The 26,604-nt window shown below is 50.2% G+C and carries 23 protein-coding genes; 8 read left to right on the plus strand and 15 right to left on the minus strand.

Annotation, left to right across the window (positions count from 1 at the left end; all coding sequences use genetic code 11):
- Window positions 1-220 precede the first annotated feature (220 nt).
- The 3 genes from NTW12_03705 to NTW12_03715 form a co-directional block, all read right to left on the minus strand.
- Entirely contained in the window at window positions 221-1,387 is a 1,167-nt protein-coding gene (locus NTW12_03705; GenBank protein MCX5845450.1) for a class I SAM-dependent RNA methyltransferase, read from the minus strand.
- Window positions 1,388-1,538: 151 nt separating this feature from the next.
- A complete protein-coding gene (locus NTW12_03710) occupies window positions 1,539-1,814 on the minus strand; it encodes a DUF559 domain-containing protein (GenBank protein ID MCX5845451.1) in 276 nt (91 codons plus the stop codon).
- Window positions 1,815-2,163: 349 nt separating this feature from the next.
- Window positions 2,164-3,030 carry a hypothetical protein gene (locus NTW12_03715; protein MCX5845452.1) on the minus strand — a complete coding sequence of 289 codons (867 nt, stop codon included), beginning with the start codon at window positions 3,028-3,030 and terminating at the stop codon, window positions 2,164-2,166.
- 293 nt (window positions 3,031-3,323) lie between these two features.
- On the opposite strand from NTW12_03715, the gene NTW12_03720 reads away from it, so the two are divergent.
- A complete protein-coding gene (locus tag NTW12_03720; GenBank protein MCX5845453.1) occupies window positions 3,324-5,093 on the plus strand; it encodes a GNAT family N-acetyltransferase in 1,770 nt (589 codons plus the stop codon).
- A gap of 101 nt (window positions 5,094-5,194) precedes the next feature.
- Here the strand turns inward: NTW12_03720 and ychF are convergent, their stop codons facing one another.
- Window positions 5,195-6,262: a redox-regulated ATPase YchF gene (ychF, locus tag NTW12_03725; protein MCX5845454.1), complete on the minus strand. Its 1,068-nt coding sequence runs from the start codon at window positions 6,260-6,262 to the stop codon at window positions 5,195-5,197.
- 261 nt (window positions 6,263-6,523) lie between these two features.
- On the opposite strand from ychF, the gene NTW12_03730 reads away from it, so the two are divergent.
- Together NTW12_03730 and pgm are read left to right on the plus strand one after the other, a co-directional pair.
- Window positions 6,524-6,901, plus strand: a complete 378-nt coding sequence (locus NTW12_03730; GenBank protein ID MCX5845455.1) for a hypothetical protein — start codon at window positions 6,524-6,526, stop codon at window positions 6,899-6,901.
- Between the two features lie 14 nt (window positions 6,902-6,915).
- On the plus strand, window positions 6,916-8,571 hold the full coding sequence (pgm, locus tag NTW12_03735) for a phosphoglucomutase (alpha-D-glucose-1,6-bisphosphate-dependent) (protein MCX5845456.1): 1,656 nt from the start codon (window positions 6,916-6,918) through the stop codon (window positions 8,569-8,571).
- 10 nt (window positions 8,572-8,581) lie between these two features.
- On the opposite strand, the gene NTW12_03740 is transcribed toward pgm, so the two are convergent.
- A complete protein-coding gene (locus tag NTW12_03740; protein ID MCX5845457.1) occupies window positions 8,582-9,916 on the minus strand; it encodes an NAD(P)/FAD-dependent oxidoreductase in 1,335 nt (444 codons plus the stop codon).
- Between the two features lie 253 nt (window positions 9,917-10,169).
- Between NTW12_03740 and NTW12_03745 the strand changes: the two genes are divergently transcribed.
- The 4 genes from NTW12_03745 (at window position 10,170) to NTW12_03760 (ending at window position 14,547) form a co-directional block, all read left to right on the plus strand.
- A complete protein-coding gene (locus tag NTW12_03745) occupies window positions 10,170-11,201 on the plus strand; it encodes a tetraprenyl-beta-curcumene synthase family protein (GenBank protein ID MCX5845458.1) in 1,032 nt (343 codons plus the stop codon).
- Between the two features lie 22 nt (window positions 11,202-11,223).
- Complete coding sequence (locus NTW12_03750; GenBank protein ID MCX5845459.1) at window positions 11,224-12,159, plus strand: diacylglycerol kinase family lipid kinase; 936 nt, start codon at window positions 11,224-11,226, stop codon at window positions 12,157-12,159.
- A gap of 268 nt (window positions 12,160-12,427) precedes the next feature.
- A complete protein-coding gene (locus NTW12_03755) occupies window positions 12,428-12,844 on the plus strand; it encodes a hypothetical protein (GenBank protein MCX5845460.1) in 417 nt (138 codons plus the stop codon).
- 185 nt (window positions 12,845-13,029) lie between these two features.
- Window positions 13,030-14,547 carry an ATP-binding protein gene (locus tag NTW12_03760; GenBank protein MCX5845461.1) on the plus strand — a complete coding sequence of 506 codons (1,518 nt, stop codon included), beginning with the start codon at window positions 13,030-13,032 and terminating at the stop codon, window positions 14,545-14,547.
- Here NTW12_03760 and NTW12_03765 read toward each other — a convergent pair.
- The 8 genes from NTW12_03765 to NTW12_03800 all read right to left on the minus strand — a co-directional run bounded on the left by NTW12_03765 (window position 14,544) and on the right by NTW12_03800 (window position 22,865).
- Complete coding sequence (locus NTW12_03765; protein MCX5845462.1) at window positions 14,544-15,872, minus strand: sigma-54 dependent transcriptional regulator; 1,329 nt, start codon at window positions 15,870-15,872, stop codon at window positions 14,544-14,546. The genes NTW12_03760 and NTW12_03765 overlap by 4 nt on opposite strands.
- A 6-nt stretch (window positions 15,873-15,878) precedes the next feature.
- Entirely contained in the window at window positions 15,879-16,889 is a 1,011-nt protein-coding gene (gap, locus tag NTW12_03770; GenBank protein ID MCX5845463.1) for a type I glyceraldehyde-3-phosphate dehydrogenase, read from the minus strand.
- A 12-nt stretch (window positions 16,890-16,901) separates the two neighbouring features.
- Window positions 16,902-17,465, minus strand: coding sequence for a GAF domain-containing protein (locus NTW12_03775; protein MCX5845464.1), 564 nt, complete (start codon window positions 17,463-17,465; stop codon window positions 16,902-16,904).
- Window positions 17,466-17,655: 190 nt separating this feature from the next.
- Complete coding sequence (locus NTW12_03780; GenBank protein ID MCX5845465.1) at window positions 17,656-18,519, minus strand: D-alanyl-D-alanine carboxypeptidase; 864 nt, start codon at window positions 18,517-18,519, stop codon at window positions 17,656-17,658.
- 78 nt (window positions 18,520-18,597) lie between these two features.
- Entirely contained in the window at window positions 18,598-19,107 is a 510-nt protein-coding gene (locus NTW12_03785; protein ID MCX5845466.1) for a hydrogenase maturation protease, read from the minus strand.
- Between the two features lie 88 nt (window positions 19,108-19,195).
- Window positions 19,196-20,626 carry a Ni/Fe hydrogenase subunit alpha gene (locus tag NTW12_03790; GenBank protein ID MCX5845467.1) on the minus strand — a complete coding sequence of 477 codons (1,431 nt, stop codon included), beginning with the start codon at window positions 20,624-20,626 and terminating at the stop codon, window positions 19,196-19,198.
- Between the two features lie 12 nt (window positions 20,627-20,638).
- Window positions 20,639-21,184 carry an NADP oxidoreductase gene (locus NTW12_03795; protein ID MCX5845468.1) on the minus strand — a complete coding sequence of 182 codons (546 nt, stop codon included), beginning with the start codon at window positions 21,182-21,184 and terminating at the stop codon, window positions 20,639-20,641.
- A complete protein-coding gene (locus NTW12_03800) occupies window positions 21,171-22,865 on the minus strand; it encodes a 2Fe-2S iron-sulfur cluster-binding protein (GenBank protein ID MCX5845469.1) in 1,695 nt (564 codons plus the stop codon). Before NTW12_03800 ends, NTW12_03795 begins: the two co-directional genes overlap by 14 nt.
- Before the next feature lie 346 nt (window positions 22,866-23,211).
- On the opposite strand from NTW12_03800, the gene NTW12_03805 reads away from it, so the two are divergent.
- A complete protein-coding gene (locus NTW12_03805) occupies window positions 23,212-23,946 on the plus strand; it encodes an MBL fold metallo-hydrolase (protein ID MCX5845470.1) in 735 nt (244 codons plus the stop codon).
- Between the two features lie 23 nt (window positions 23,947-23,969).
- On the opposite strand, the gene NTW12_03810 is transcribed toward NTW12_03805, so the two are convergent.
- Both NTW12_03810 and NTW12_03815 read right to left on the minus strand, forming a co-directional pair.
- A complete protein-coding gene (locus tag NTW12_03810) occupies window positions 23,970-25,151 on the minus strand; it encodes a CaiB/BaiF CoA-transferase family protein (protein ID MCX5845471.1) in 1,182 nt (393 codons plus the stop codon).
- Between the two features lie 126 nt (window positions 25,152-25,277).
- Window positions 25,278-26,604, minus strand: a 1,327-nt coding sequence (locus NTW12_03815) for an SDR family oxidoreductase (GenBank protein ID MCX5845472.1), incomplete at its 5' end; no start/stop codon positions are given.

Below are 26,604 nucleotides of genomic sequence, written 5' to 3' on the forward strand. Positions count from 1 at the left end.
CCTTGCCTTTTCCTTAACGCTCACCACAATGGCTCTTTACCACTGCAGCTTAAGGTGGTTTGAAGCCAGTTCCTGCAAACCGACTCCGAGGGACCTACCCTCATCTTCCATGCACCTTCGTGGCGCACTTACGTATAGGTATTTGAAGTCTTGCATGCCTGCGATAAAGGTAGATCTAACGACTACGGAAGTACGCATGAACCGGATGAACCTGATTTTTTTACAGAGACGGGTCCCGTTCGAGGAGGACGACCGTTTCAATGTGACTCGTCTGGGGGAACATATCCAAGGGCTGAACCCGCATGATGCTATATCCGAAGCCAGCCAGCGCCCGGAGGTCCCGGGCCAGGGTGGTGGGATTGCAGGACACGTAGACGATCATCGGGGGATTCAGGGCGCCCAGGGCGGCGAGTGTGTCCGGTTCCAAACCGATCCGCGGCGGATCGACCAGAGCCACATCCACCGGGAGGCTCTCCCGAATGAACCGGTCCCGGAGGATGCGTGCCATGTCGCCGGTGTAAAAAACCGCCGAATTGATACCGGCCCGGTTTAGGTTTTCCTCGGCACAGCGGACGGCGTCGCCCTTAGCCTCGATGCCATAGATCCGACCGCAGCGAGGGGCTAAAAAGAGGGAAAAGAGACCGGAGCCGCAATAGCCGTCGAGGACCGTTTCGGTTCCCGAAAGGTTGCAGAATTCCTCGACAACGTTTACCAGTGTGTCCGTCAGATAGAGGTTCGCCTGAAAAAACCCGTCTCGCGGGACGAGCATCTCCCGGCCCTTGACCCGCCGCATAATGAGGGATTCCGAGACCTCTTCCGCCGGAGCGGACCACAGGGGCCAACGACCAGCCGGTGATCCATCCCGCCTCATCAGGAACAGGGCGTCGTTGATGCTCTCATGGACAATTTCGCAGCGCTCCAGATCAACGATACTATTGGTCGCCCGTGCGGCAAATCCGATTGCCCGTTCCTGTCCTTCTCCTGTTGTGACGTGAAAATCCGCCTCCCCTCGGTACCCGTAAGCCTGTGGCGAAGGGATCGTGTCTTCCAGGGGTATGGTATCAAACCGCCCGATCCGCTTCAGGGCGTCACGAACTTGCCGGTTCTTGAGGACGACCTGATGATCATAGGCGATGTGTTGGTAAGAGCAGGCGCCGCAGCGGGTGTAGGCCGCGCACCGGGGAGTGATCCGGAAGGGCGACGGAGCGTGGACGAATTTCAAATCGGCGGTGGCGAAGCGCTTCTTCACGGCGACAATTTCGACGGATACCGTATCCCCGTCTATGGTAAAAGGGACGAAGACGACCATCTTTCCATAGCGGCCGACACCAGCTCCGCCGAAAGCCACGGCGTCAATTGTCAGTTCTATCTCGTCTCCTCGTTCCATTTGATCCTGCCCGGTCGAAATGTCTCATTCCTTCTTCAATGTCATTGACTTAAGAACTTTGACTCCCCTCTTTTATAAAGAGGGGTCTGGAGTTTGGACATTTCAAATTCCCCCCCCCTTTTTAAAGGTTGATTCCCAGTTCCCCCCTTTTCTAAAGGGGGGTCAGGGGGGATTTTAAATGTTCATGGATTCTTTCAACTACTCCATCAATGTTTTTGAGCACGTCTATGTCAGAAAAGCGCAGCACGGCAAATCCAAGCATCTGAAGATATCGATCCCTGTAATGATCGATATTTTTCTGCCGGTAGAATTGTAAATCGCCTATCTGCTTCCTCCTGATCTTCGACCAGATAAGCTGTTCGGCATCGGTCATGTTGCTTCTTAAATTCCGGGCGAATGGTTTGAGTTTCTTATTGAAGGGCAGCATAAAAAAATCCCCCTGAATCCCCCTTTAAAAAAGGGGGACTCGATATTATTCCCCTTTTAAAAAAGGGGGACTTGGCATTTCAAGAAGTTTATTCCCCCTTCAAAAAAAGGGGGAATTCTTAAAAGTATTGAATCGAAAAAAAACACGTCCAGTGCATAGTCTCAAATATCTTAATGTCCAAACTCCAGTCCCCTCTTTTCTAAAGAGGGGTTGGGGGAGATTTTACAGAATACCATTAAAATCCCCCTGAATCCCCCTTTACAAAGGGGGACTTGAAAGTGATAAAATTCTTAAGTCAATGACTTTGATCCCTTCTTCAAAGAGTGAAAAAATTCAGAAATCTTTGCCCTTAATCGCCCGTCTTCCATTGTCCGCCTTCACGAACAAAAGTGGCCCACTGCTTTTCCGAAAAAATGATAACGGCACTGTCTCCGCGTACCACAACCCGTTTTATGCTCTTTAGTGATTGTTCCATATCAGCCGCGGCCTCTGCGGCAAACGCCTTCTTTGCCTGATCATCCACCTGCGCAAGCATAGCGGCGTCGCGGCGATTCGCCCGTTCGGACGACAGGCGCTTCACCGCTTCAAAATCTCCCTTTTTCAGCGCGTTGATCTTTTCACGGTATGCCTTCGCCTGGGGGCTGTTTTGTGCCGCCTTTCCCTTTAGATTTGCGGTTACCGGCAGCTCCTTGAAGAGGGGTGCACTGAACTTCACGGAGTAGGTGAGTTTCGGCAGGTCCTGATCTCCGCCGTCGCGTTTGTCGGCATGCTCCACCTCTCCGGTCACGCGTACGTTTGACAGGATCAGTTTCGTAAAGAGTTCCTGACCGCTTGCGCTCAGGCTGAGCGTCATCAGGGACTGGCCGGGTCTCGAAGGCTGTGTGAGGAGAGTGACCACAACCTTGCTTTGATCACTGGGATCCAATGTCATGAGCAGACCCCGGACACGGTTTTCTCTGGCCATGTCTCCCACAGGCAGAAACGCGATCCCCCGCAACGCTTCATAGGGGATTTCCCGGTCCGAAAGCACAATACGGAGTTCCTTCGGGCGATCGAGCAACCCCTCCGCGTTATCGTGAAGATGGGCAGTGGAGTGGGTAAGCGCGATGGTTTCACCGTTTATGGCAAGCGTGCCCTGCGCCGTGCCCTGGTCAATGGCAAAGGCGGATTGAATGCATAAGGCGAACAAAGCAAGAAATCCCAAAAGCACTTTCATTCGTTTTCCTCCCGTTCTGAGTTGGTTTGAAGAGAAGAACCAAGGGGCGCATCCTTGATTGTAAATGTAGCAGAAAATATATGGCCGTTCAATGGTTAAGATTGCCGCGTCCCACCACGGCTTTGCCTCGTGGCTTCGGCTCACTTGCCCCTCGCGATGACCATTTAAACAATTTTTCAAAGGTCTCTGTTGACATACAAGAACATATTCCCCTATAATCCATACCATAGTAAGAGAATTCTTATGAGCATTATTGATTTCATACTAATCCCCTGCGTGGAAGGAAGGAGAACTTGCTGGACATCCGGGAACAATTCGCTAAACTTGACTTATGGCCCTATTCGGCCCTCGACAAGAAAAAGGAAGTCGTAACTGTTTCGCCCTGCGGCGATGCCGATCTCGACGCCCTGACGCGGATGTACGACACCTACGAGCCCAAAGCCGCCATCCAGGGTCTGCCCCCCATTGACCACAACACCCGCATCGAGTGGATTCGCAGTTCCGTCCGAGCCTCGATGAACCTGAAGGCCGAGATGGGGGACGACGTCATCGCCCATGGCATGCTCTTTCCCATGCCCGACCCGGCAGTCGTCGAGTTCAACCTCTTCGTCCACAACCGGACACAGAACCGCGGCATCGGGAACATTGTCGCCCACCTGCTTTTCGCTGCCGCCAAACGCCTCGGATACAAAAAAATCTGGGTGTTTGAAAGCCGCAACAACGCGCGCACCCTCCGCATGTATTACAAGGTCGGATTCCGCGAGGTCCGCCGCGAGGTCAACGAACTGGAGCTGGAACTCGACCTGGCCAAGGTGCCGGAAACACCGGAATTGTCCGATATCATCACTCCCGTCGTGCCGTCAACTGGACGCATCACATCGCCCGACTACCTCACAGGCCAGAGCGTTCTGCCCAACACCCGCTCCGTCATCATCTACTCGCCCCTATTCGAGGAATTCACCATCAGCAAAGACCACCCCTTCATCACTGCCCGCTCCCGCCTCTTCCTCGACATGTGCGCGCGACACGACCTCCTCCGCCTGCCGGGCGCACAGATTATGGAGCCTGTAACCATTGATGAAAACTCCGTGCTCGTCTTTCACGATATCTATTACTATCATTACCTTGTGATGGCTTCCCGTGGTGTGTTCAATCCCCGCATGCTTTCCTACGGCATCGGCACCGGCGACAATCCCGTCGCTGTCGGAGTGCTCGAATACGCAATGCTCGCCGTCGGTTCGTCCGTCATGGGCGCCGACCTGCTGATTTCACAGCCGAACGTCGATCTTGTCTTCAGTCCCACGGGCGGCTTCCATCATGCCGGCCCTAATTACGCAGCCGGGTTCTGCTACCTCAATGATATTGTCATCGCCATCAGGTATCTTCTCCAGCAGGGACGCCGCGTCCTCTACTTCGATATCGACGCCCACCACGGCGATGGCGTCCAGTTCGCCTTCTACGACGAGCCCCGCGTTCTCAACATCTCCCTCCACGAGTCCGCACGCACGCTCTTCCCCTGGAACTCAGGATTTGAAAACGAACTTGGCGAAGGCGAAGGCTTAGGCTACAACGTCAACGTTCCCCTTGCCCCCGGCGCCGAGGACCAAATCTGCCGTGAAGTCTTCCACCGCATCGTCTCGCCGCTGGCTCGCGCATACAAGCCCGACATCTGCATCCTCGCCGCCGGTGTCGACGCTATGTACACGGATTCCATGTCGCATCTTTCGCTGACGAACAATATCTACACCGAAGTCATCCACGATATGCGGCAACTCGTGCCGAAGATGCTCATGCTCGGCGCGGGCGGCTACAATCCGCGCAACATTGCCCGCGATTGGACTCTTGCATGGGCCGTGCTCCACGACGCCGAACCTGACAGCGACTATTTCGGCCAGATGGGCGGCAGGGCCGCCGCGGCCATCGAAGGCGCCTCCCTACGGGATTCGTATCCCTTCATCTCCGCCACAAAGATTGCCGAGGCCCGCGCTGAAGCCGGCCGTGTCATGACGTATCTCGAAAAACATGTATTCCCCATCCATGGAATCACCCCACAGCCGGTGTGATTTGTTGCCGGCAGGCAGTGGAGGGGATGGGTAGCGTTGCGAAGGGGTCGAACTGACCGGTTGGTTGGTCGAAATGAAAAAGTGTAAAATTTTCAAAGCTCTCAGACGCTGAATCGAATGCTGAGAATATCACCGTCCCGGACTATGTAATCTTTTCCTTCCAATCGGAAGTGGCCGTTCTCTTTCACTCTCTTTTCCGAACCGCATTGGATTAATTCGTCGTAGGTAAAACACTCGGCACGGATGAATCCCCGTGCCAGATCGGTATGAATGGCGCCGGCTGCGTTCACCGCCGTATCTCCACCATGAATGCCCCATGCCCGCACTTCATCTTCACCGACGGTGAAAAAGCTCACATATCCGAGCGTCCTGTATGCAAACTGCGTCAGCCTTTCGCGGGCCGACTCTCCGAGGCCCATATCCTCCATAAAGATTTCCGCTTCTTCATCGTTGAGGCGGGATAATTCCATTTCGAAGCGTCCGGCGAATTCGATGACGTTGTACCGCAATTCTATTTCGGTGATTAAATCCTTATTGTGTCCGAAAACAGCCTCGTCCGAATTCAGAATAACCAGAAACGGTTTTTTCGTGAGAAATTGAAAACCGCGAATCGTTTTCTCTTCATCTTCATCAAATGCGAGGTTCCGGATGGGGTTATTGTTGTTGAGCTGCTCCGCAATTTTTCGGAGGGCTCTTTCTTCCAGTGCGAGCAAATTCGTTTTTTGCCCCCTTTTCTGGAACCATTCAATTTTCTCCAGCCTGTTTTCCACGAGAATAAGATCGGCAAGGAGAAGCTCTGTATTGATTTCGTCGATGTCGCGAAGCGGTGCGGGATCTCCCGTCAGGTCATCATGAAAGTTGCGCACAACCAGGGCCAGGGCATCGGTGCTTTTGATCCATCCCATGGAGTTTCCCGTAAAAAAACCGTTCTTTGCGGAGCCTTCCTTCAGGCCGGGAAAATCGATCATTTCAATTGTGGCCCCGGTGGTTTTCTTCGGTTTATACATGTCGGTGAGGCTATAAAGCCGGTCGTCGTCAACGGAAACGACCGCCACATTGGGTTCCGCCTTTGCATCGGAGTATGCGGTGACGTTCGCCTCCATTTTCGTAAGAGCATTAAAAATTGTCGTCTTGCCGGAATTGGGCAGGCCGATAAGTCCGATTTTCATATGATTCGTTATCCTCTTTATGGTGGATGGTGCAAAAGGTTGAGAACATAGTGCTTTATGTTTGATTTGTCAAGAAATTTAAACGGGTCGCGGGACGGATGGCAGCATATCTTCCATGTCCTTTCGAAATGTTGTGGCTTTTCGATGTAATCCCTGATACATGTATCGGTTATATTCATCTGCCCGGCGGGGAGGATAAAAACTCTGCACAGTCTATGAGCTGCCGGAGCGAATCAAGTGAAACGGAAAGGGAGAAAAAATATGGGATCAAATCAGAAGCAGACGCAAATGGGACAAAAGGCAGATTTCGAACGAAGGATGGAAGCTCGCCTGTCTTTCCTGTCGAAAAAGGGGATTGAATCTCCTGAGATCAAAAAAGATACTCTCGTTAAAAAACTCCGGGCAAACATCAAGTCCATAAATTCGAGATTGAGGACGATTGCCGGCATAGAGACAAAGACGGAAGGGCTGGCCAAGGTAAAGGCGGAGAAGGCGGCTGCCAAACTAAAAGAGCATGAAGGCGGTAAAGGCAAACAGAAAAAGGAAGCCCCTCCTCCCGAAGAGGTCAAGGAAAAAAAGAAAAAGAAGGTAAAGGAAACGAAGGAGGCGGCGGCAGACCAGCCGAAGGAGAAGGAATAATCGGAGAAGATAAAATGAGTCTCCACGAGCTTGCCGGCAAGCCGGCTCCGAGATCAATTCTTGCTAATATTCCGAGGCTTGTATCAGCGTATTATACCCATAAGCCTGATACTTCTGATCCTGCCGAGCGGGTCGCGTTCGGTACATCGGGCCACAGGGGTTCGCCTCTCAAAAACAGCTTCAACGAAGGGCACGTACTGGCTATCAGCCAGGCCATCTGCGAATACAGGAAATCGAAAAAGATCAGCGGCCCGCTTTTCATGGGCATGGATACCCATGCCCTGTCCGAAGCGGCATTGGCAACCGCCATCGAGGTTTTCGCCGCCAACCGCGTTGCCGTGATGATCCAGAAAGGTCTCCGGTATACGCCCACACCGGTTATATCACATGCGATCCTGACGTATAACAGGGGCAGGAAACGAGGGTTTGCCGATGGAGTTGTCATTACCCCTTCTCATAATCCACCTGAGGATGGCGGGTTCAAGTACAACCCTCCTGAAGGCGGACCGGCGGATACGGAAATAACCCGGCTCATTGAAGAAAGGGCTAATGCAATCATTGCGCGGGGGCTCAAGAATGTACGCAGGCTGCCCTTTGAAAGGGCGCTGAATTCAGGGTCGATCCATGAATACGATTATGTAACTCCCTATGTCGAAGATCTTAAAAACGTCATCGATATGGAAGCTGTTGCGAAAGCGGGTCTCAGAATAGGCGTAGACCCTCTTGGCGGGGCGTCGGTGGACTTCTGGGATCCCATAGCCGACCGTTACAAACTTTCCCTTGAGGTGGTGAACCGGATCGTCGATCCCACTTTTTCCTTCATGACGGTGGACAAGGACGGCAAAATCCGGATGGACTGTTCCTCGCCCTACGCCATGGAAGGCTTGATCCGGTTGAAGGACAATTTTGACATCGCCTTCGGCAATGATCCGGACGTAGACCGCCACGGAATTGTCACCAGGGGTGCGGGGCTGATGAATCCTAACCATTACCTGTCTGCCGCGATCCTGTACCTTTTCCAAAATCGGCCGGGGTGGAGAAAGGATGCGGCGGTGGGGAAAACGCTGGTCTCCACATCCATGATCGACCGCGTGGCTACAGACCTTGGGAGGCGGCTTTCCGAGGTGCCCGTGGGTTTCAAATGGTTTGTGGATGGCCTCATTGACGGCTCCTGCGGTTTTGGCGGAGAGGAAAGCGCAGGGGCGGCTTTCCTGAGAAGGGACGGCACGGTATGGACGACAGACAAAGACGGCTTCATCATGGATCTGCTTGCCTGTGAGATTATGGCAAAAACCGGCAAAGACCCTGCAGGGCTCTACAGGGATCTCGAAGAACGATTCGGCAAGTCTTTCTATCTGCGTATCGATGCCCCGGCCACGTCTGAACAGAGGGCGGTGATCAAGAAACTTTCACCTGAAATGATTACCGCAAAAGAACTTGCCGGTGAACCTATCATTGCCACATTCACACGCGCGCCCGGTAATAATGCCGATATCGGGGGGCTCAAAGTCGTTGCTGCAAACGGGTGGTTTGCAGCCCGTCCGTCGGGTACAGAGGACATCAATAAGATTTATATGGAAAGCTTCCTGAGTGAAAGGCATCTGCAAATGATTGAAAAAGAGGCTATAGCGATCGTGAATGGCGCATGCGAAGCGGCAGGCGTTCAGTAGAGACGGAGGATCAGGTCTCGGAATGAACATAAACTGCGGCCTGCTCGCCGGCAAGGAAGCCGGTTGAAAAGGCTGCCTGAAGGTTGTAACCTCCCGTATCGGCATCGATATCCATTACTTCCCCGCAAAAATAGAGGCCCTTTATTATGCGCGATTCCATCGTGCGCGGGTCGATTTCTTTGAGGGATACGCCGCCTGCTGTGACAATGGCGGATGACATGGGAAGGGGTTGTTTAATAGTGAAACGAAGGGACTTGAGATGATCGAGGATTCTCTCCCGTTCTATAGCGTTGATCTGGTGTCCGGGCTTCTCCGGCGGGATACCTGTCATTTCAATATAAGGATCAACCATCTTGGCAGGAAGAAGTTCTTTAAGGAGGCTGCAATACTTTTTTTTGCTGTATCGGTCGAAATCACGCTGGAGGCGCCGGCGGAGCTGATCCCTGTCGAGGGCAGGCTTGAGATCGATGGAAACACTGACAGGTCCCTGTCCCAGTGCATCGACAACAGCAAGGCTCATGAGGAGGGTAATCGGTCCTCCGATACCGAAGTGGGTGAGCATCATCTCTCCCATGCGGCTTTCGATGACCGGCCGGTGCGGGTGCTTATTCCCTGTGCCGCGACCTGTGTCATAATCCGGTGTCAAAGCCGGATCAATTTTATCTGCCCGGCACGGGAAGGCTGTCAGTCGGACATTCCGGAGGCTGACTCCCTGCATGGACTTCGCAAGCGAAATTTCCTCGACAATAAGGGGTACTAGCGCCGGGCGGAGTTGTATTATGGTATGGCCTAAGGCAGCGGCCATTGTATAACCATCCCCGGTGGAACCGGTTGAGGGATAGGTCTTGCCGCCTGTAGCCACGATGACGGCCTTAGCCGGGTAGCTGCCCCCTTCCGTCTGTACACCCGTTACCTGCCTGTTTTTGACCTGAATACCGGTGACCCTGGCGTTCGTGATTATCTGTACACCGGTATCAATCAGGTATTTTCTGAATGCGCCGACAACATCACCGGCCTTGTCGGAAGCCGGAAAGATCCTCCCGCCTCGCTCGGTCTTCGTTTCTACATCATAGCGCTTTAAAAAGGCGATAAGATCTTCGCGAAAGAAGTGATGAAAAGCCTTGTACAGAAAGCGGCCGTTCGGGCCGTACATGGAGATAAACTCATCATGATCCTTGGCATTTGTCAGGTTACAGCGTGCCTTGCCGCTGATGAGAATTTTCTGGCCCGGTCGCCGGGTTTTTTCAAGGAGGATGACATGTGCACCCGTTTCGGCGGCCCTCCCGGCGGCCATCATGCCCCCTGCTCCGCCGCCGACAACAATTACACTTCTTTCATTATGCATAAGCTGAAAGCTTTCAGCCGACATCTGTCGGCTAATTTTGAAGATGCCGGCAATTCTTTCTAAGAAAAAACTAATTTCCTGCAAGCGGTAACATGAAATGAAAGAGACGGTCAAGGCAATTCCCCTGTGAATGATTGCTTTGTGGCGCTTGTGTTTAAAAATCCCCTGTGTTATGAACACGGGTATCTTGCGGAGCAGTTGGTCTCAATAAAAGGAGTGTCATTTGGCAAACAATCTTGCCTTCCTGTGGACGATGACAACGAAAATTATTCTCCAGGTTCGTCCTGATGTTCATCGTTACCTGAAGGAATGGAAAAAGCGGGCAGAGGAAATTCCTGATCCGGAACTCCGCAAACAGGCCCTCATGAGCATAGAGACGAAGGATTTTCATTGTGAAGGCGGGGCTATTTATGCGTTGTTAGCAGGAAATCGCTACCCTGATGCGATCCGCTTTATTGTCGCTTACCAGACCATCAGTGATTATCTGGATAACTTATGTGATCGCAGCACATCCCTTGATCCGGATGATTTTCGTGCCCTCCATGAATCGATGCCCCATGCCCTGACCCCAAATGTTTCAGGTTCCCGGTATTATCGACATCGAAACGAACAGGATGACGGTGGCTACTTGTCATCTCTTGTGAAAACCTGTCAGGAGGTTCTTGAAAAGGTACCGACATATCATTTAATTGCGCCGGCAATCCATGAACTTGCCGGTTACTATTGCGAACTGCAAGTCCTCAAGCATGTCAGGATTGAAGAACGTGTGCCCCGGTTAAAGGCATGGTTTGATACCCACAAAGGTCATTTACCTGAGATGAGCTGGTACGAATTTGCGGCGTGCGCCGGCTCCACACTCGGCATTTTCTGCCTTGTTGCCCATGCTTTTCATGAAGATTGTTCCGAAGAGCTGGTTCGGAATATCAAAGACGCATATTTCCCGTGGGTGCAGGGATTGCATATCCTCCTTGATTATCTGATCGATCAGGAAGAAGATCGTACCGGTGGGGATTTGAATTTTTGTTCATACTATCCCGACACCAATGAAATGACGGCGCGGTTAATGCATTTTTACAAACAGTCAGACCTGAGCATTTCCCGCCTGCCCAACGCTCGTTTCCACCACATGATTAATCGCGGTTTGCTTGGCATGTATTTAGCCGATCGAAAGGTGGATCAGCAGAAAGATGTAAGACGAGTTGCAAGGAAAATGATTCGCCTCGGTGGTCTGGTGACCCTGTTTTTCTTTCTCCACTGCTGGGTGTATCGACGAATAAAAACGTAGTAGATTTGTGGGGGGGATGCGATTGACGTCAAAGAAGGTCGTCTTCATTGTGAATCCTCACTCAGGCAACGGTGCGACGGGGCGAGAATGGCCTTCCATCCAGGCTATGGCTTGCGATCGGTTAGGTTCTTTTACATCGTACCTGACTGCGAAACCCGGTGATGCCACGCAGATTACAAGAACCAATCTCATGGAAGGGGCTGAAGTTATCGTCTGCGTCGGCGGAGACGGCACCCTGAATGAGGTGGTAAACGGATTCATGGATGAGGATGGACCAATGCGGACAGACGCCGTGCTGGGGTTTGTACCAAACGGAACAGGCTGTGATTTTGTCAGGACCGCACTTATCCCAGGAAAGATCGAACAGTCTCTCGACACAATTAAAGAAGGGCATATAAGCGTCATTGATCTGGGGCGGCTTCGGTACCATGACCATCAGGGCCGTTTACGTACGCGTTTTTTCCACAACATCGTCAGTTTTGGTCTTGGTGGAGAAGTTGATGAACGTGTCAACAAAAGCAGCAAGGTGTTTGGTCCTTTTATTTCCTTTATCTGGTCGACCCTGGTTTCAATTTTTCTTTATGGGAAAAAGCGTATCCGGTTAAAGATTGATGACCTTTTTGACGATGAAGTCATTGTCTGGAACATAGCGGTGGCCAACGGACAGTATCACGGAGGGGGCATGCGGGTCGCTCCTGACGCTCTCATCGATGACGGTCTGTTTCATGTAACGGTGATCGGAAATTTGAGCATGGCTGAGGTTTTCCGGCATCTCCCAAAGCTGTATAATGGCAGGATCAAAGATATCAAAAAGGTATTGATCCTGACGGGTAAGACGGTTGAGGCATTTTCAGAACAGCGTGTTTTACTTGACGTCGATGGAGAGCAGCCGGGTCGTTTACCGATTGTTATCAATATCATGCCTGCCGCTCTGCGAATGATTACAAAAAAATCATAGATTTGGGTTTTACCATGCACATTCCCCGGTTCAATTGATGAAAAATTACTCAACAACTGGGGTTTAATTCTCCAATCTTTTATACTGTGCTCCCTGTCCGGATTGGAGACGGTAATTTAATTTCCCGTATTTGTGTATAGTTAGTTTAATGTCGCAGAATCGACATTCACGTGGTATATAGATTGCAGTAAATAACTTGTTTAATTTAAATTGGTGCGAAGATTATGGAAAATGTCATTAAAAAAATATAACAAGGAGGTTGCATAGAATGAAACGTCTGATAGTGTTCGTAGCAGGTTTTGTTTTTGTTTTCAGTGCTTATATATTTGCTGCTGACGGACCTTCTACAGCCCCCGCCAAGACCGAGCCGTCTAAAACGGTTACTATGAAACCACCTAAAGAAACAAGAGTAAGCATTACCGGAATCGTTAAGGAGATATCCGATACGATGATATTGGTTGAGCGTACCGTTAAGGGAAAAACGGAAATCATGGAATTTGCTCTGGATAAACCTGTTCAAAAAATCAATGCCGGCGATAAAGTGAGAGTGAGCTACATAAAGAAAGACGGCAAGAATGTTGCCAGAAGGGTGACTCCCTTTATTGCCAAAAAGATAATAAAAAAGATTTCTCCCTTGAGAGAAATAAAACCATCGCCAACTGAAGCACCACCTGCCCAGAAATAAGATTCGAATTTATATTGTCTTTACATGAATGGCATAGAGATAGTATCTCTGTGCCATTTCACATTTAATGGAGTGATTGAGTTTTCCCTTTATTTCTGCTATGAGAATCAAGAATTAATAATCATTTTTGCAAGGTACATGTTTTGTCAACACAGCAGGATGTAATCAAAAGAGCAACACATAAAGTGTCTAACATAACCGTCCGGACGCGCCTGATTGTTTTAACCATTTTCGGTCTGGCGGTGACCATGGCTGTATGGGGCTGGGTCCAGTTGAGGGCGCTGGATGTAATTATGGTTGAACAGCAGGTCAAAAGGCTGCATGAACTTGCCGAGACGGTCAGTACATACTATCAACACTTTCCAACGCGGAGGGGATTATCCGCTCTGGATGACGCGTTAGAAGTCCACGTAAAGTCTGACGACAGATTAGCGCGCATTGATATTTTTTCCATTGTGAATGGAGAAGTCGAATATATTGTGGGTGCAGGCCGGGTTCCCTACGAATGGCCTGAAAATGTGATAGGTGCTGCTGCTGAAAAGTCGAAAACGCAACGGATTGAATTAAGCACTGATGGCGGCCCGGCCCTGGGACTGTTGTATCCATTTCTATCGGAAAGAGACACACAGGTTTTTGTCGGCGTGATCGTCTTTTCCCAGAGTCGATTGGAGCTTTTAGCTCGTGCAAAGCGCCTGTTACTGTTCAGCACTATGGGGCTTCTATTTGCCATCCTGTTCGTTTTAGCGCTGAGTTACCGGTGGCTTATCGGACGGCCATTGGGAGTTATCATTGACACGATTGATGAGTTCCATGCGGGAAAGTATGTAAAGAGGATTCCCATCGCCCGGCTGGATGAATGGGGACAGTTGGCGGATCACTTTAATGTAATGGCCGACGAAATTGAACGAGTCCTGGCACGAAATCAGGAACTTCAGCGGAACCTGGAGGAGCGGGTGCAGGAGGCGACACATAAAGTAGTTCAACTGCAGCAGCAGGTGAACCAGCTCCAACAGCTTACAGCATTAGGATACCTGACAGCTACTCTGGCGCACGACCTGGGTACGCCCCTTCATTCAATAGCCGGGTTAGCCAAACTCCTGCTGGAACATGATTCCTGGCCGCCGGATGTGGCCAGGAAACTGGAGCTTATTGTTCAGCAGACACAGAGGCTCAATACGGTCATTAAGAATGTGCGTCATGCCACGCGTCTTCCTGAACCGCATTTTGAGCCAGTAACCGTGCCTGATCTTTTAAATGAGACACTTCCTCTCGTTGAACCGTTGATGCAGAAGTTGGATATTCAGCTCATTGTAAATGTGGATGAGAATATTCCCATTCTTCATGTAGATCGATACCGTGTTCAGACTGCCCTGTTTAACCTCATTCAGAATGCCCTGGAGGCAATGTCCGGGGGGGGCGAAATTATCATTACCGCTTCCGCGCTCCCACAGAATCATTCTGTTGCGATAATCGTTCAGGATAATGGCCCCGGTATCCCCCCTGAATTATTGGAAAGAGTCTTTGAGCCTTTCTTCAGTACCCATACGGATGAAGGTCTGCGCGGCCTTGGCCTTGCGATTGTACAGGATATCGTCAAGATCCACGGCGGTAAGATCGAGATAAAAAGCCGCCCTGAAGAAGGTACTCAAATTATTCTTTACTTTCCGATTGTTGAGACTGTATCGTCTCTTGATGCCACTTAAGATGCGTCATTTCTGAGTAAGCCGTAACGCTGGATTTTTGTCCGCAATGTCTTTCTGTCAATTCCTAAAAGGTGAGCCGCCTGACTCTGATTCCATGCGGTAGTGTGCAGTGCCTGAATGATCTGCTTTCGTTCTGCTTCCTCAAGCGGCGGTAAAATCGGAAGCGCCTCATCCCGTTTTGGACGGAATCTTTCGGGCAGGTGCTCAGGGAGGATCACCATAAAAGGTGACAGGAGCAGGGTTTGTTCCAGAACATTCTGCAGTTCACGAACATTGCCGGGCCACTCATAGGCTATCAGGAGCTCCATAGCGTCATTAGAAATGCGGACGGACGGGTATCCGATCTTCTTCAGGAGGGATTCAATTAACTGAGGCAGGTCTTCCCTGTGTTCCCGTAACGGAGGCATGTGCAGGCGTACAACAAATCGATAGAGGAGATCTAACCGGAAGGCGCCTTTTTTTACCTCATCATCGATATTCCGGTTTGTTGCCGCAACGACCCGGACGCTGAAGTTCCGAGTTTCATGACCGCCGAGGCGCCGAACCTCTCCACTCTGCATGAAGCGCAGAAGCTTTCCCTGGAGAGAGGGTGACATTTCCGTAATTTCATCAAGAAATATTGTTCCATTATGAGCGGAGGCAAACAATCCCTCGTGCTTATGATCTGCTCCCGTATACGCCCCTTTTTCGTACCCAAACAGTTCTGAATCCAGCAGAGTATCGGGAATAGCTCCACAGTTAACCACGATAAAGGGCTTCTCTCTTCGCGGACTCAACTGATGAAGGGCCCGTGTCGCCAGTTCCTTTCCGGTACCGCTTTCGCCTTCGATTAAGACACTCGCGTCTGCATCGGCTATGCGAACGACCTGTTTATAAAATTCCACCATGGTAGCGGAAGAACCGATGAATTGCGGTTCGCCTGATATTCTTGGTTGCCCGTGCATGCGGCGCTGTCGCAGTTCTCGCACTTCGAGAACTTTTTGCACCATGGCACGAATGGCTTCAGGGGAGAATGGTTTGCTGATGTAATCCCATGCTCCCAGTCGCAGAGCCTCCATGGTAGTCTCCAGTGATCCATAAGCGGTCATAAGGATGACGGGCAGCTCTGTCCATTTCTCACGTACATGGCGGAGAAATTGAAGCCCGTCAATTTCCGGCATTCTGATATCCGACATCAGGAGATCATATTGAGACAGATCCTTTTTCAGGGCCTCTTTCCCGGACGTATAACTATCTACCTTGTAGCCTTCCCGTGACAACGCTTCCTGTAAGAACTCACAGGCTACGGCATCATCATCAATCACAAGGATATGAATATGTTTCATATTTCCTCAAAAGCCCTTTTGTACCATGTAATTTGCGAGATCTGCTACGCGGCAGGAATACCCCCATTCATTGTCATACCATGCAACTACCTTGGCCATGTTTCCCTGAAGGACCTGGGTGAACTCCATATCCACTATGGAAGAGTGGGAGTTTCCCTTAAAGTCCATGGAAACTAAAGATGATTCTTCGCAAGCCATAATATCCTTCAATTGTTTTTTTGCTGCATTTTTCAAGGCGTCTTTGAGCTCTTCCGTTGTTGTTTTGCTGCGAAGTTGGGCAACGAAATCGACAATCGATACTGTTGGAGTCGGCACGCGGAGTGAGTACCCGTCAAAGCGACCGGCAAGGTCGGGAATTACCAAAGACAATGCCCTTGCGGCACCGGTTGTGGTCGGTATGATGTTTTGTCCCGCCGCACGGGCCCGCCGCAAATCTCTGTGGGCAAGATCGAGGATGCGCTGGTCATTAGTGTACGAATGAATGGTAGTCATCATACCCTTCTCGATACCGAAAATTCCATGTACGACAAGCACGGGTGGAGCAAGACAATTGGTAGTACAGGATGCATTGGATACTATATGGTGTTTCTTGGGTTTATAATCTTTATGGTTGACGCCCATAACAATCGTGATGTCTTCCTCTTTTGCGGGAGCAGTGATGATAACCTTCTTTGCCCCGGCCTCGATATGGGCCGCTGCTTTTGGGCCGCTCAGAAAAAGACCCGTGCTCTCAATAACTATGTCGATACCTTCGTCAGCCCAGGGTATGGTTGATGGATCGCGGAATGCAATATTTTTTATACTGTGACCATCAATGATGAGGCTGTCTTTTTTGACCTTGACCTCTCCAGGATAACGTCCATAATTTGTGTCATATTTAAAAAGGTGGGCGTTGGTTTCCACATCAAAGAGATCGTTAACTACTGCAACGGAGAGCGTCTGGGGATACCTTTCGATGACGGCTTTCAGTACCTGCCGCCCTATCCGTCCAAAACCATTTATGCCAAGGCGAATCATAGTGTACTCCTTTTAATTGTCATCAATGCGATACTTGTGTTCATTCATTAAATCGCAGCGTGTTTGCAGTGTCTTGTGATGTCTGGCGTTGTCAAGGGCGATAGCACTTAGATTGGCTACAGCCTTTAAAAACTTGGTTTCGTCATCATCAAATTTATGAATTTTGTCCGAGTAGACCCGTAGAACACCAATGGAATTTTTCTCGAGCATTAACGGTAAAGCAAGTACGGATTTTATGCCTTCGGCTTTTGCCTTTGCTCCGTACTGAAAGTTCATATCGGTCTGGACATTCTTCAACCATGTAGTCTTACCGGAAAGAACCTTCTGATCCAGTCCACTGTCCTTTACTACAATAGGACCTTTTTGGAGATAATCTTTAGAGAGACCGTAGGCTGCCCCAAGGACAAGCCGTTTGCTCTGCGAATCCAGGAGCCTGATGCTGCATGCCTTAATATGCATAGCGCTTACTACGCATCGGACGATCTCGTCCAGAACTTTGGACGGGTCCAGAGAGGCATTGATGACCATGGCTACTTCGTACAGGGCGACGAAATAATCCGTTTTCTTTTCTTTCATATCCCCACCTCCTTACATCGTAATGAACGTCTGATAATAATTATTTAGTCAAAAAAATGAATAACAAGTGAACTTTTGTCAATTTACCCTTATTAAATAGAATTCGTCAAATGAAATCGATAGATCGATTGAGTTTTTTTTGGCAGTATTTGGTTTAAAGTGGATTTATTAACTCAGGCGGAGCGGTATGTCATGAAATCTTTTTAAGCGATGGGGATGTCTTTCCTTTTCCACCAGTCATCCTGAAGCCCTGTTCTAAAAGTTTTGCTGTCTCCCTTGCTCTGATCTTTGGATTCTTTTCTCCCATCACCACTGCAATGAGCCTTGTATTTCCTCTTTTTGCCGTTGCGACTAAGTGGAATCCGGCGGCACGCACAAAACCCGTTTTCAAACCATCTACATCCGCAGATTGTTTTAACAGACTGTTATTGTTATGTTGGGTTATGCCTTTGTACGTGTATTCCTGCATGGAGTGAAGACGCAAAGCTTCCGGAAAATTCCGGATGTAAGCACGGGACAGCTTGAGAATGTCCCGTGCGGTTGAAACCTGGCCTTTAGCCGGAAGACCGTTCGGATTAATAAAATGGCTGCGCTTCATGCCCAGTTCCCGGGCTTTGGCATTCATCATCTTCACAAATCCATCGATGTTGCCGCCAAGATGTTCAGCAACGGCAACACTCGCATCGTTTGCAGAAACGACTGCCATACCCTTGACAAGCTCTTCCAGTGATGTTTCAGTTTCATCCACAAGATACATGCTCGAACCACCGGTAAGCTGGGCATTCACACTTATTTTTACCCTATCTGCAGGTTGAATTTTCCCCTTTTGGATTGCCTCGTACACGAGGTACAGGGAGAGGATCTTGGTCAGGGATGCCGGTTGCATGGGTTTATCGGGATTTTTTGCGTAGAGTATCCTGCCGGTATCCGCATTCATAACAATCGCTGACTTCGCTTTAAGTTTGCCTCGGGGGGCGGCGACAAGCTCAGAATGAAAACAGAAGAACAAAGCGATCGGCAGACACAGGTATAAAACAAATTTTCTTATATTCATTGAATGCAGCTCTAAAAAGATACAATTACTGTGTAGTATACTATAGAGAGTTCCGATGAGTACAGGGGAAACGTGAATTTAATCAGGGGCGTCGAGTTTCTCCTGGCGATAAATAAGCGATTGGAGGATATATTCCACTGCCGGCTCCACAAGAGCTTTGGTATCTGCAGAAAGATCTCGATGAAAATCAAAATCATAGCCGCGGATGGACACGATGTGTCCGGTAGGTTCGCGATGGTAGAGTGCCTTGATCAACGCGAGAATCATCGCAGGGCCCATGTGGTGAGTGAACGTAGCCGGAGCGTATTCGGGCAATACGGGAGTGCAATGGAGATTGTCCACATTCTCATATACATGCGCATCTACGAAGATTACCTGGTCGTAACCGGCTAACACATCCATTAATTCCGGCGCCAGTTGAACCAGGAAGATGGAATCAGTCTGTGCGCCAAGTTCCTCCAACCCGGTCTCATCTTCGCTCAACATCTCTTGACCGAGACGCCGCCGCAATGCGTTGATCACGTAATATGCAACGCCATCGTCGGCGCGGTCCAAGCTGCCATAACCAATAACCAGTGTACGAGACATTTGTTCCTTATCAAAATGCAAAAAAAGTTGCAAGCGGGTAAACACCTTCCATTCGCCCGCTTGCAACAAAATCGATCAGGTTGTTATATTAACGAGAAATACGATCCAGGACTGTTCCGTCCGCAGCCATAAGTGTGACTTCCAGCGGCATTTTCCCTATGGCATGCGTGGCGCATGACAAGCATGGATCATAGCAACGGATAGCGGCTTCTACCCGGTTCAACATACCTTCGGTAAGCTTTGTGCCGTCAACGAAGGCCTTTGCGACCAGCCCGGAGGCTGTGTGCATGGCCCAGTTATTGTTGCCCGTGGCCACAATGAGGTTCACCCTTGTCAACTGGCCGTTCTCGTCCGTACCGTAATCGTGGAAGAGAGTCCCCCGAGGGGCTTCGATGACGCCAACCCCCTGGCCGGGGAGCTGAGTATGCATCGGATAGGAACGAATATCGGTGGACATGATATCCGGATCGTCCATCAACTGAGCAATGCGCTCTATCGCATAGACGAGCTCGATCAACCTGGCGTAGTGATAATACAGAGAGCCTTCAACCGGCTTGCCGCCGTTGATCGACTTGAAGAGCTTGAGTTCCGCGTTCGCCAGAGGCGTGCCGATCTTGTCCACTACGTTCAGACGCCCCAACGGCCCTACCCGATAGGTTCCATTCGGCCAGCCCAGCTTGCGCAAGTAGGGAAACTTGAGGAAAGACCAGGACTCCACATGCTCGGCTACATAGGACAGATAATGGTCCGGATGGAACTGCGCGACAAAGTTGCCCTCCGCATCCTTTACCCGGATCTCACCGTCGTATAGCTGAAGGCCGCCTTCCATGTCCACCAAACCCATATAATTGGAAGGGAAAGATGCAAACATAGAAGCCAGCTCTTTGTTGGACCCAAGCCAGTCCTTGCCGATGCTCACCGCTACCTTGGCGATCTCCACCATGGTCCCGAATTCAGCCATAATTTCATCACGGTCCTTCGGGGAAAGAGGCGCGTTCACTCCACCCGGAACGGCAAAATTGGGATGTACCCGCTTCCCACCCAGCCTCTGGATGATCTGCTGACCCCAGCGGCGAAGGTTTACTGCCTTCAATGCCAGCTCCGGATTCGCTCCGATGATCCCGAATACATTCCGTATGGCCGGGTCGGCATCAAAACCCAGGACCAGGTCAGGCGCTGCCAGATGGAAGAAGTGCATCCCGTGCGACTGCACAAATTGCCCCATGTGCATCAGTTCGCGCAGCAGCTTGGCAGGCCGCGGCGGTTCCACACGGGCGACGCCGTCGCATGCCTTCGCTGAGGCCAAGTGATGGCTTACCGGGCAAATACCACAGATGCGCTGAGTGATTTGCGTCATCTCAAAGTAGGGGCGACCTTCAGTAAATTTCTCTAAACCGCGGAATTCATCCACGTGGAAGAAGGAGTGATCTACCTTGCCTTCTTCGTTCAGATGGATCGTGATACGCCCATGACCTTCGATGCGTGTTATAGGTTCAATGGTTATCTTTCGAGTTTCCATAGATATTCTCCTCTAATCATAGGTAAAAAGTTCACGTGGCAAAATCACAGGTACTCGCCCGGCGAGCAGTTCCGTCAATGCGTACCAAAACGCATCAGCCCTCGGCGGGCAGCCGGGAATAAAGAGATCAACCTTTACTACTTCACCAACGCCTGTAACCATTTCAAGGGGCTTCCCAAGCTCATCAGAGTCGGGAATGAGGCCGCCCACAACGGTCTCTGTATCCAGGTAAGCACGCTTCAATGCTTCTTCCGTGCCACACAAATTGCGCATAGCGGGGACACCTCCAAAAGTAGCACAATCACCTACGGCGATAAGTATCTTGCAACGTTCGCGCATTTGCTTAGCGACTTCGATGTTGTGCGTGTTGCAGATTGCCCCTTCGAGAATACCCACAGTTACACCTTCTTTTGGTGGATGTTTCAAATCCGTCACCGGAGATGATGTAATTTCCACCAATTCCAACAATTTTACAATGCGTTCATCAATGTCCAACAATGACATATGACATCCTGCACATCCAGCCAGCCAGTCAGTGGCGACTTTAACTTTTGCCATCGTCGATTCTCCTTTCACTTGAGTTCCTGGGTTGCGCGAGCCGAAATCTCTCTGTATTGGTAAGGCTGCCTGCTCGCTCCGACCATATTGCCATCGGCAGCACGACGTCAGCCTGCTCGGTCAGAGGCGATACGAAGCTGGCCTGCACGACGACAAATGCATTCTCACCAGCCTTTTTCAGCACATCGCTGCCCTCTATGTTTTGCTCACCTAACAGGGTATACAGCACTTTGACGGCAGACGGCTTGAATCCGTTATTGAATCCGAATGATACCGCTGCGCGTGTGTTGACACCAGGCTCAAGGGCTACGAAAGCGGCCTTCCCTTGCAGTTTTTTCAGGGCATCGGCAGCCTTCTCCGTGACACCAGCGCCGTAGAGTACTACCGGCTGTTGTGCACGCTCAGCAATATCAACCGCCTTGCTAATGTCAGCCATCTCCAGGTTCATATATGCGAATGGCGCCAGCCCATTATCTTTACCGTCTACCACAATGAGCCGCGCACCCTTATCAATGGAATGTTTAATCAGGAAGGAGGCAACCGGCTGATCCTTGACCGGATCACAGCCTGCCACCAGAATAACATCGCTCTTGATGATGTCGGCGAGTACACCTTGCGGTTTTTCGAACAGTTTCGGTGCAGCTTCATTGAGCAAGCCGACATTATCTGCCTTCAGTTCTTTGCAGAACAACTGATTCAGTAAGTAGAGCGCCTCATTTGTAGCGTTGCTGGAAGTAAGCACCCCTATTTCTTTGGCGTTTGCGCTGCCAATGCGTTCCGCAACCGCATTCAATGCCTCTTCCCAGCTCGTCTGCTGGAGTTTACCGCCTCTTCGGAGCAAAGGACCGGTAACGCGTTTGCGCTCATCATAAAGAGGATCAAAGCGGCCGTTTTTACAAATCCGTCCGCCGTTCACTGCCGCATCCCAGTCGCCCACAATACGCAATACATTGCCGCCACGGGTCACGATCTCCATACCACAGCCTATGCTGCACTGATTACAGGTACTCTTGATATGTTCCATCTGTATTTCACGTCCCATATATGCACTTCTTTTATCGCACAGGGCGCCTGTGGGACACACCTGCAGGCATGTGCCGCAAGAGACACAGGTAGATTGACCGAACGGAACATTCGCATCTGCATGGATCATGGAACTGGCGCCGCGATTTCGCAAACCAAGAGTGTGATTGGCCACGAGATCGCTGCACGCACGCTCACAACGGCCGCAGAGGACACAGCGGTTATGATCCATGAGGAAATACTTGCGTGTCGCATCCACGGGGAAGCCTTTTGTGTAGGTCGGGTAAATGAAGTGGTCGAGACCATAGCGGTAACCAAGATTCTGCAATTCGCAGTCCCCACTCATCTCACAGTATGGGCAGTAATGGTTTCGTTCTGAAAACAGCAGATCAAGGATTAATTTTCGCGCTTTAACTACCTGTTCTGATTCTGTCTGTATTTCCAATCCCTCAGTTATGGGGAATGTACATGCCGTTATCAAAGTGCGCTGTCCTTTAACCTCAACAACACATATTCGGCAAGCACCGACTGGAATCAATGCAGGATGGTCACAGAGCGTCGGGATGTCAATGCCCGCCTGCTTTGCGGCCTGAAGAATAGTACTGCCGGCTGGTGCACTGACTTTTTGGCCATTCATGGTAATATTGACCATTGTCATCGTTTGCCACGTCTCCTTTCTAGAAAATATTTTTTTATTTTATAACAACTTCAACTATCCGTAAAATAGCTGTCGCGGCCCCCTTTGATAAGAAGTACTTCATATCCAGTTCGACCATCAGAAAGAGGGTTATGCCTGATATAATGTATGTTCATTGAGACATATGCCGGAGTCGACTATCAGAAAGAGGGTTGTGTGTCAAGAAAAAAGTTGACAAACAAAACAGTTAATCACAAGATACAGAATCAGCTTGACAAACCGTCGGAAGGGGAAATAAAAATAGCATTATTATCCTGCCTGCGATGTGGGGGAAATCAGAACAACGGTCAGAGTAAAGGAGGTCTCCATGAGTAAGGTAGTGCTATTGACCAGCATGTTGGTTGTATTCTGTGCTTTTACCGCATATGCACAGGGATTTGAAACGGACACCGTCAAGACGTCCTCCGGTGATTTGAAAATTACGTTTATCGGTCATGGCACCCTGATGTTTTCCTTTGATGGAAAAACCATTCACGTTGATCCGGTAGATCAGATGGCTGATTACAAAAAACTGCCTAAGGCCGACATAATTGTGATTACCCACGAGCATTTTGACCATCTGGACATGAAGGCCATCGGTAAGATGAGCACCCCGAAAACTCTGCCGGTGATATCCGAGAGTTGTGCGAAGCAGGTGAAAGGCGGCATTGTCATGCGGAACGGGGATATCAAGACGGTAGCGGGGTTGAAGATAGAGGCAGTACCGGCCTACAATATAGTTCATATGCGAAGCCCCGGAACACCATTCCATCCGAAGGGTGTCGGTAACGGTTATGTAATTACCTTCGGAGATACAAGGGTATATGTGGCGGGCGATACCGAAAATACTCCGGAAATGAAAGGTTTACAGGCCATCGATATTGCCTTTCTCCCCATGAACCTGCCCTATACGATGACGCCGGAAATGGTTGCCGATGCTGCGAAGATATTTAAGCCGAAGGTCCTGTACCCGTATCACTACGGTGACACCGATCCATTGACGCTCATTGCCCTACTGAAGAATAGTCCTGAGATAGAGGTACGCATCCGCACAATGAGGTAGGGTTAATGGGATGATGGCATCTGTTAATTAAACATGCCCGTTTTCTCGAAATTTTCTATTTCTTCTTCTGAATAGCCCAGTTCGAGGAGTACCTCTTTTGTATGCGTCCCGGGGGGAACTCCGGCTTTTTTATATTCCTGGGGTGTATCGGAAAATTTTATGGGGCTGGCGAGTTGCCGCACCGTTTTCCCGTCAGCACAATCGACTTCAACCACTATGCCCCGTTCTTTTGCATTGGTATCATTCAGTGCCTCTGAAAGAGAGAGAACCGGTTCAACACAGGCTTCAATATTTCTGAACAGTTCCGTCCACTCACCTCTCGTTTTCGTCTTAATTATCTGACGGATCCGTGACTTGACGTTTTTACTGTCCGGCGGGTCGATACCCCCCGGAATCAGGTCCGGGCAGTTGATGGCCGTGCAGAATGCAGCAAAAAATTGCGGTTCGATACTGGCGACGCTTAAATACCCTCCATCCTTTGTTTCATAGAAGTCATAGAGTGAGCCGCCATTGAGGAAGGCCTTTTCGCGTACCGGCTCCTGCCCATCGACCAGGAAGTTGGCGCCATACACTGCATTGAAGGCGATCATTCCGTCAGTCATGGAAATATCAATGTGCTGTCCTTTCCCTGTTTTGCTGCGGTAAATAGCCGCGGCGAGGATTCCGATAATTGCATTGTTGGAACCAGATGCGATATCGGCAATCTGCATTCCGGTCAGACTCGGCCCCATTTCTTTTCTCCCTGAATAGGACATAACCCCGGAACGGGCCAAATAATTGATATCGTGACCGGCCCTATCGCGAAGAGGGCCCGTCTGGCCATAGCCGGTTAACGAACAGTAGATAAGGGAAGGGTTTACTGTTTTCAGACTCGGGTAGTCCAGACCGAACTTTGCCATAACCCCGGGACGGAACTGCTCGATCAGGATATCATATTCGGCAATCAACCGGTGGATAATCCTTACCGCCCGGTTGTCCTTTAAATTCAAAGTCATGCAACGCTTACCTCTGCCAAGGTGGGCAAATGCGGAGGATAGGTTCGTGCCGGGAAGAAAGGGAGGGATATAGGCAACCATATCAGGCCGCGATCCGGAAATAACTCTCAGGACATGGGCCCCCATATCCGCCAGGGACATTGTGGCATAAGGACCCGGGAGCAGGGTTGTAAAATCCAGTATCTTCAATTCGTGAAGCGGACCCGACATAGAATTCTCCTCAATAAAGCTAAAAATTAAGTTGGTTCAAAACGGAGTAAACCAACTTGAGCAAAATAAGACCGTTATACAAGGGGTTGTGAGTAGTAAAACCATCTTGGGTGGTTTACAATACTCTCAGAATTTAAACAGCTTTCCGATGAGCTGTGATTTCATCAGATCCCCCGAAATTTTGAGCTTCCCCGACGTGAATGCATGCATAGCAGGCAATGTTCCACTTATCATGTCGAGAAAATCTGCTGCATCCATCTTTATAGTACAGGTGGGATGTGAACATACACCTGCTTCCACCTTGCAGGTTCTTTCTTTGATTTCTACGTACCAGTCACCGCCTCCTTCCCCCGATATGCTGAACTGGAAGGTAACATCCACACCTGACGCCGCATCGGCGTTGAAGACGCCGGGCATTTTTTCGAAAATTGCCTTTACGTTTGAAAGTCCTTTGCCGGTATCAATTGCCGGCTTCTCTTCCTTTTTCTGGAAGTCTGGAAGAATATTCTCTATGAAATCATTGGCATTCTTGTATTCCCGCGCACCGTTCATGCTTGAGATGTGGTCCCAACCCTCAGCAATATCTTCCGCGGTGGGGATTTTTTTACCGTCTCCAAGTACTACTCCCGGGCCTGTTACAACGGCGGCACGATTGAAAACACCCATGCCGGCATTGTATATATTGCCGTTGGCCGGGCATTCATCCGAACAGAGGTAAAGAACGAGAGGAGCAATAAATTCCGGATTCATTTTTTCCTGGAGATCCGGAGGCAAAATATCAGATGTAAGGCGGGTGGAAGCAATCGGCGCCACGGTATTGACCTTGATGTTGTACTTTTCACCCTCCATTTTCAGAGAATTCATCAAACCCACAAGACCCATCTTGGCAGCACTATAATTGGTCTGACCAAAATTACCGTAAAGACCGGCAGCGGACGTCGTCATAACAATTCGGCCGTACCCGTTCTCACGCATAACCCTGAAGGCAGGCTGTGTAACATAATAGGCGCCGTTGAGATGGACGTCCATGACGCCACGCCAGTTATCCGGTTCCATCTTCACAAAACTCTTGTCCCTCAGAATCCCGGCATTATTTATCAGAACATCCACCCTGCCAAAGGCATCCAGGGCAGTCCTGACAATGTTCTCGCCCCCCTCAGACGTGGCTACACTGTCGCAGTTGGCCACAGCCTCACCACCCATCTTCCTGATCTCCTCCACAACCCTGTCGGCGGGACTATGTGATCCCTCGCCGGATCCATCCCTGGCGCCGCCAAAATCGTTGACGATAACCTTTGCGCCCCGACGGGCAAGTTCAAGGGCATATATCCTTCCCAGTCCGCCGCCGGCGCCTGTCACAATCGCGACCCGCCCATCGAAACGGATCCCTTCCTTTGGGATTTCGCCATATTCAAAGACGCCTCTATCGATAATGGTATCTCCCGTGTATGCA

The organism is Deltaproteobacteria bacterium (assembly GCA_026388545.1).
GTDB lineage: Bacteria > Desulfobacterota > Syntrophia > Syntrophales > UBA2185 > JAPLJS01.